Annotated in this window: 1 protein-coding gene; it reads left to right on the top strand. The window is 41.2% G+C overall.

Annotation, left to right across the window (positions count from 1 at the left end; all coding sequences use genetic code 11):
• Positions 1-449: Calx-beta domain-containing protein (locus Q0935_RS15820; RefSeq protein WP_299388332.1), on the top strand; the 449-nt coding region annotated here is incomplete at both ends.

The raw sequence follows: 449 nt of genomic DNA, 5'->3' as shown, positions 1-449 counted from the left end.
ACAGCCGGAACAGCAACAGATCCAGCAGCACCAGGAACAGTAACAATTACCGATAACGATGCTACACCAACAGTAACCATCGGAGATGTAACAGTAGATGAAGGAGACGGAACAGTAACAGTACCAGTAACCATCGATGTACCAAGTTCAGAAGATACAGTAGTTTCTATTGTAACAACAAGTGGAACAGCTGGCACATCAGATTATACTGAGACAACAACAACAGTAGTTATTCCAGCAGGAACAACAAGTGTAGATGTTATTATACCAATAACAGATGATACTATAAGTGAAACACCAGAAGACTTTACAGTTGATGGAACAGTAACAAGTGGTAACACAACAAACACAGATCCAAGCGGAACGGTAACTATTACAGATAACGATTCAGTAACAGTTACTATCGGAGATGTAACAGTTGATGAAGGAGCCGGCACAGCAACAGTACC

The sequence above is a fragment of the uncultured Lacinutrix sp. genome (assembly GCF_947500605.1).
Taxonomy (GTDB): domain Bacteria; phylum Bacteroidota; class Bacteroidia; order Flavobacteriales; family Flavobacteriaceae; genus Lacinutrix.
Note: the sequence above shows the minus strand (reverse complement) of the source record. Positions and strands in the feature narration are given on the sequence as shown.